This window comes from Halomonas sp. BC04 (assembly GCF_000568385.1).
On the sequence record NZ_AZQX01000405.1, the window covers coordinates 1 to 5,241 of the forward strand.

General features: G+C 62.3%; 6 protein-coding genes. All 6 read left to right on the top strand.

Annotation, left to right across the window (positions count from 1 at the left end):
* The first annotated feature begins 447 nt into the window (after positions 1 to 447).
* Complete coding sequence (locus Q427_RS26930) at positions 448 to 1,566, top strand: ABC transporter ATP-binding protein (protein WP_051496756.1); 1,119 nt, start codon at positions 448 to 450, stop codon at positions 1,564 to 1,566.
* A 122-nt stretch (positions 1,567 to 1,688) separates the two neighbouring features.
* Positions 1,689 to 2,750, top strand: a complete 1,062-nt coding sequence (locus Q427_RS26935; RefSeq protein ID WP_081786237.1) for an ABC transporter substrate-binding protein — start codon at positions 1,689 to 1,691, stop codon at positions 2,748 to 2,750.
* A gap of 99 nt (positions 2,751 to 2,849) precedes the next feature.
* A complete protein-coding gene (locus Q427_RS26940) occupies positions 2,850 to 3,965 on the top strand; it encodes an ABC transporter permease (RefSeq protein WP_231613945.1) in 1,116 nt (371 codons plus the stop codon).
* Positions 3,959 to 4,108, top strand: coding sequence for a hypothetical protein (locus Q427_RS34930; RefSeq protein ID WP_231613482.1), 150 nt, complete (start codon positions 3,959 to 3,961; stop codon positions 4,106 to 4,108). Before Q427_RS26940 ends, Q427_RS34930 begins: the two co-directional genes overlap by 7 nt.
* 19 nt (positions 4,109 to 4,127) lie before the next feature.
* A complete protein-coding gene (locus Q427_RS26945) occupies positions 4,128 to 4,958 on the top strand; it encodes an ABC transporter permease (protein ID WP_043518599.1) in 831 nt (276 codons plus the stop codon).
* 169 nt (positions 4,959 to 5,127) lie between these two features.
* The coding region (locus Q427_RS30785; protein WP_155833715.1) for an FAD-dependent oxidoreductase at positions 5,128 to 5,241 on the top strand (114 nt) is incomplete at its 3' end.

Here is a 5,241-nt window from a genome sequence, read left to right on the forward strand (position 1 = left end):
GCTCCCAGTCGACCGGCTCGAGCAGTCGTCGCACCAGGTACGGTGAGCTGGGAATGATCGAGCCGAGCATCCGCGGATGCTTGAAGAAATTGCGAGCGAAAAGCGAGAGCTGAGCGCGTCGCTCGGTTCCTGCCATGACCGAGGGTCGGTCTTGAGCCGTCATGGGCTAGCCTCCTGATTTACTGCGTAACATGACTCCACTCTAGGCTAGCGGGCTCGCGCGGGAAAGAGGCGCTTTGCTTTGGTCTGGCATCCTGTTCGCCCTGGTGGTGATTTTCTGCCGCGTGGCATGGCCGGCCCGGCGCTTGAGAAGTGACTTAAGCCAAATAATGTGTGAAATATACTTGACGAGAGGTGGGCGGACGCATAGCTTGGAATGTGGATATTTTATGTGAACGTCTGTAATTGTTGACGTCACGGCACCCATTTTCAACTGCGGGTGACACCATGCCAAACAACAAGACCAGCGAACCCTCCCACCCGGCGCCCCCCTTGGTTCGCTTCAATGCGGTACAGAAGACCTTCGATGGCGAGAACCTGGTGGTGAAGGATCTCAACCTCACCATCCACCAGGGGGAGTTCGTGACCCTGCTGGGACCTTCCGGCTCTGGCAAGACAACCTGCCTGATGATGCTCGCCGGCTTCGAGGTGCCCACCAATGGGGATATCTTCCTGGGCACCCAGCGCCTCAACAGCGTACCTCCCCACAAGCGCAACTTCGGCATGGTGTTCCAGAACTATGCGCTCTTTCCCCACATGACGGTGGAAGAGAACATCCGCTACCCGCTCAAGACGCGCAAGATGCCTGCCGCCGAGGCCGACCGCAAGGTGGCCGAGATACTGGATATGATCAAGCTGGGTGAATTCGCCCGGCGGCGCCCGACACAGCTCTCCGGTGGACAGCAGCAGCGTGTCGCCCTGGCCCGCGCCCTGGTCTTCGAGCCGCAGCTGATACTGATGGATGAGCCCCTCGGTGCACTCGACAAGCAGCTGCGCGAGCACATGCAGCTGGAGATCAAGCAGCTTCATGAGCAGTTGGGTCTGACGGTGGTGTTCGTCACCCATGATCAGAGCGAGGCACTTACCATGTCGGATCGCGTCGCGGTATTCGATGACGGGATCATCCAGCAGATCGACACCCCCAGCAATCTCTACGAATACCCGGCGAACGCCTTTGTTGCCCAGTTCATTGGCGAAAACAACACCCTGCCCGGTCGCATCGAATCCGTGGAGGGGCGCCAATGCCGGGTCAGTTTTGGCGAGGGCATGAACACCGGTGCGCTGCTTGGCCCGAACCTGGCGGTGGGCGATGCCACACGGCTGTCGATTCGCCCCGAGCGCATCAAGCTCAATGGCGCAACACGGCAGTTGCCCAACCGCTTGCAGGCGCGGGTGCGGGAGTTCATCTACCTCGGTGACCACCTGCGGGTGCGTTGTGAACTTGCCGGCAACGACGACTTTGTGGCCCGCGTCTCCGTGGATGAGTTCACCAGCAGCATGCAGTCGGGTGATGTGGTGGAGCTCGGCTGGCGGGACGAAGACGTCCGAGCACTGGACGCTTCTTGAATGCCACCGCAGAGCATGGTGCCAGTTCCCTCTCGGAGGGTCGGCATGGTGTGCAGCACCAGCGTTCCATATCAACAACGTTCCATATCAACAACAAGGGTCCTTGTGACCAGGAGAAAGATATGACTCACAGCCGCTTCCCACTCTCGCGTCTTGGCCGCAGCGTTGCCATGGGCAGTCTGCTGACGGCGGGGCTGGCCGTTTCCGCCGGAGCCCAGGCACTGACCGTCATCTCCTTTGGCGGTGCGTCCGGTGATGCGATGCAGCAGGCCTATTACGGCCCCTTCCAGGAGAGCACGGGCATCAACCTCACACCGGGCGACTACAACGGTGAGCTGTCGCGCATCCGTGCCATGGTCGAGACCGGCAACGTCAGCTGGGACCTGGTGGAGATGGAATCTCCGGAGCTGGTCCGTGGCTGTTTCGAGGGGCTGTTCGAGCCCATCGACTGGGGCCGGCTGGGACTGGGCAACGAATTGATCGACTCGGCATTCGATGAGTGCGGCGTCGGTACCTTCGTCTGGTCCACGGTGCTCGCCTACGATGCCGACGCCCTGGATACGACGCCGACTTCCTGGGCCGATTTCTGGGATGTGGAGCAGTTCCCCGGCACCCGTGGCCTGCGTCGCGGTGCCAAGTACACCCTGGAGTTTGCGCTCATGGCCGATGGGGTGCCGGCCGACGAGGTCTATGGGGTGCTTGAGTCACCGGAAGGTGTCGACCGCGCCTTTGCCAAGCTCGACGAGATCAAGGAGCACATCCAGTGGTGGGAGGCGGGTGCACAGCCACCCCAGTGGCTGGTTGCCGGTGACGTGGTCATGACCTCCTCCTACAACGGACGCATCGCCGCCGCCCAGGAAGAAGGCAGTAACCTGGAGATCGTATGGAACGAGAGCATCTACGACCTGGATTACTGGGCCATCGTGGCGGGCAGCGAGTATGTCGACGAAGCCTACGACTTCATCATCTTCGCCAGCCAGCCCGAGAACCAGGCCGCCTACTCCAGCCAGATTCCCTATGGGCCGGTGCATCCTGACGCCATTGCCCAGCTCGACGAGGAGCAGGCGCGGCGCATGCCCACCCATGAAGAGAACATGGAAGGTGCACTGGCCGTGGATACCGCCTTCTGGGTCGACTACGGCGAGGAGCTGGAGCAGCGCTTCAACGCCTGGGCGGCGCGCTGATCCCACGACGTCGGCAGCGGCTTCCCGGCCGCTGCCCCGTTTCCTGCGGCGTGTCCCGACCCGCTGGGTCACGCCGGTCTTCATCAGTGGGAGAAGGCCATGACCACGACCATTGCGGCTTCGCAGCCGCCATCTAGACCGGCGGGTACGCTCAAGGCCCAGCTGCGACGCGCCGAGCGGCTGCGCAAATGGAAGGCATTCGGGCTGGTCGCACCGCTGGCGCTGTTTCTGATAGTCGTCTTTGTCATGCCCATCGGCAGCATGCTGTGGCGTAGCGTCGACAATACCGAGTTGGAGACGGTCATGCCGTTGACCACGGCCGGGATCCAGCAGTGGGACGGTACCGGCTTGCCCGACGAGTCCACCATGGCAGCCTTCGCCGCCGAGCTCCGCGACTCGCGCCAGGGGGGTGGGCTGGGGCGCATCGGCCGTCGCCTCAACTACGAGGATACCCAGTACCGCAGCCTGCTGATGCGCACGCTGCGAGGGCTGCCTGCGAGCCTGGAGGCCGATGCCGATTGGACGACCACCCTTGTCGAGATCGATGAGGCCTGGGGCGAAACCGCCACCTGGCTTGGTATCCAGCGTGCCGCACCGCCGACCACGGACCGTTATCTGCTGGCATCGGTCGACCTCGAGCGTGGCGACACCGGCCAGATTCAACGCATCGCGGAAGGCGATCGCCTCTATCAGGCGGTCTTCCAGCGCACCCTGGTGATCGCCGGTGGCGTCACGCTGATCTGCCTGGCACTCGGGTTCCCGTTGGCCTACCTGCTGGCCACGCTGCCGGCGAAGACCAGCAACCTGCTGATGATACTGGTGCTATTGCCATTCTGGACGTCGCTGCTGGTGCGTACCGCGGCCTGGATCATCCTTTTGCAATCCAATGGCCTGGTGAACCAGTCATTGATAGCCACGGGAATAATCGACTCGCCGCTACAGCTGGTGTTCAACCGCATCGGCGTGTTCTTTGCCATGGTGCACATCCTGCTGCCGTTCATGGTGCTGCCGCTCTACAGCGTGATGAAAGGCATCTCGCCCAGCTACCAGCGCGCCGCCGTGTCGCTGGGGGCGCATCCCTTCGCCGCCTTCTGGCAGGTCTATGTGCCCCAGACGGTTTCCGGCATCGCGGCAGGCACGATCCTGGTCTTCATCATGGCGCTGGCTACTACATCACGCCGGCACTGGTGGGTGGGCCAGCCGACCAGATGGTGAGCTACTACGTGGCCTACTACACCAACAGCACCAATAACTGGGGCATGGCGGCGGCGCTTGGCAGCATCCTGTTGGTGGTAACGCTGATGCTCTATCTGGTCTATCACCGTCTGGTGAACCGCAAGCAGATGATCAGGAACTGAACCGCTCAGGAGAAGAATAATGGCTCTGCCTCCCTATGCATCGCCGGTGGAAAAGGTCTGGTTCTGGTTTTTCCGCATTTTCTGCGGCCTGATCCTGCTGTTCCTGATCACACCGGTGCTGGTGATCATTCCGCTGTCGTTCAGCAGCAGCTCTTTCCTGACCTATCCGCTGCCGGGCTTCTCGCTGCGGTGGTATGCGGCCATCTTCGACACATCCGGCCCCTGGATGTCGTCACTGAAGAACAGCCTGATCGTGGCGCCACTGGCGACCCTGCTGGCGATGACCTTCGGTACCCTGGCGGCGGTCGGGCTCAATCGGGCCGATTTCCCCGGCAAGGGGCTGATCATTGCGCTGCTCATCTCCCCCATGGTGGTGCCGCTGGTGATCGTCGCCGTGGGCATGTACTTCTTCTTCGCCCAGGTGGGCCTGCTCAACTCCTATGCCGGCCTGATCCTGGCCCATACCGTGCTGGGGGTGCCCTTCGTCGTCATTACCGTGAACGCCACCCTGCAGGGGTTCGACTTCAACCAGGTCCGCGCCGGCGCCAGCCTCGGCGCCAACCCACTGCGTGTCTTCTTCACCATCATCCTGCCGCAGATCGTCCCCGGGGTGGTGTCCGGCGGCCTGTTCGCCTTCGCCACGTCATTCGATGAGGTGGTGGTGGCGCTGTTCATTGCCAGCCCCACCGAGCGTACCCTGCCGATCCAGATGTTCTCCGGCATTCGCGAAAATATCAGCCCGGCCATCGCTGCCATGGCCACCATCCTGATCCTGCTCTCGACCCTGCTGCTGGTGACCATGGAGCTGTTGCGTCGGCGCAGCGAGCGGTTGAAAGGGGCTGCTGCCTGAAAGGAGAGTGTCCCGTCGTCACCCTCTGCGCCCCGTCTTCGCGGGGCGTATCGCGTTCGTCTCGACCGTGCTGAAGATACGGACAAAGCGGGGTAAGCTATGGCGCATTCTGCCAGCGCGAACCGAGCCATTCTGGGCAGCGCTTGGCGTCAAGAGATGAGGGGCCCTGGTGAGTGATTATCTGATTATCGGCGGGGGCGTCATTGGCATGATGACCGCCTGGCAGCTGGCCGAAGTCGGCCACAGTGTCACGCTGGTAGAGCGCGGACAATGCGGGCAAGAG

What these genes read in the sequence shown, in the direction of transcription:
- Q427_RS34930 (WP_231613482.1), top strand. Translation starts at nt 3,959, where the DNA reads ATGGTGAGCTACTACGTGGCCTACTACACCAACAGCACCAATAACTGG.
- Q427_RS26940 (WP_231613945.1), top strand. Translation starts at nt 2,850, where the DNA reads ATGACCACGACCATTGCGGCTTCGCAGCCGCCATCTAGACCGGCGGGT.
- Q427_RS26930 (WP_051496756.1), top strand. Translation starts at nt 448, where the DNA reads ATGCCAAACAACAAGACCAGCGAACCCTCCCACCCGGCGCCCCCCTTG.
- Q427_RS26945 (WP_043518599.1), top strand. Translation starts at nt 4,128, where the DNA reads ATGGCTCTGCCTCCCTATGCATCGCCGGTGGAAAAGGTCTGGTTCTGG.
- Q427_RS26935 (WP_081786237.1), top strand. Translation starts at nt 1,689, where the DNA reads ATGACTCACAGCCGCTTCCCACTCTCGCGTCTTGGCCGCAGCGTTGCC.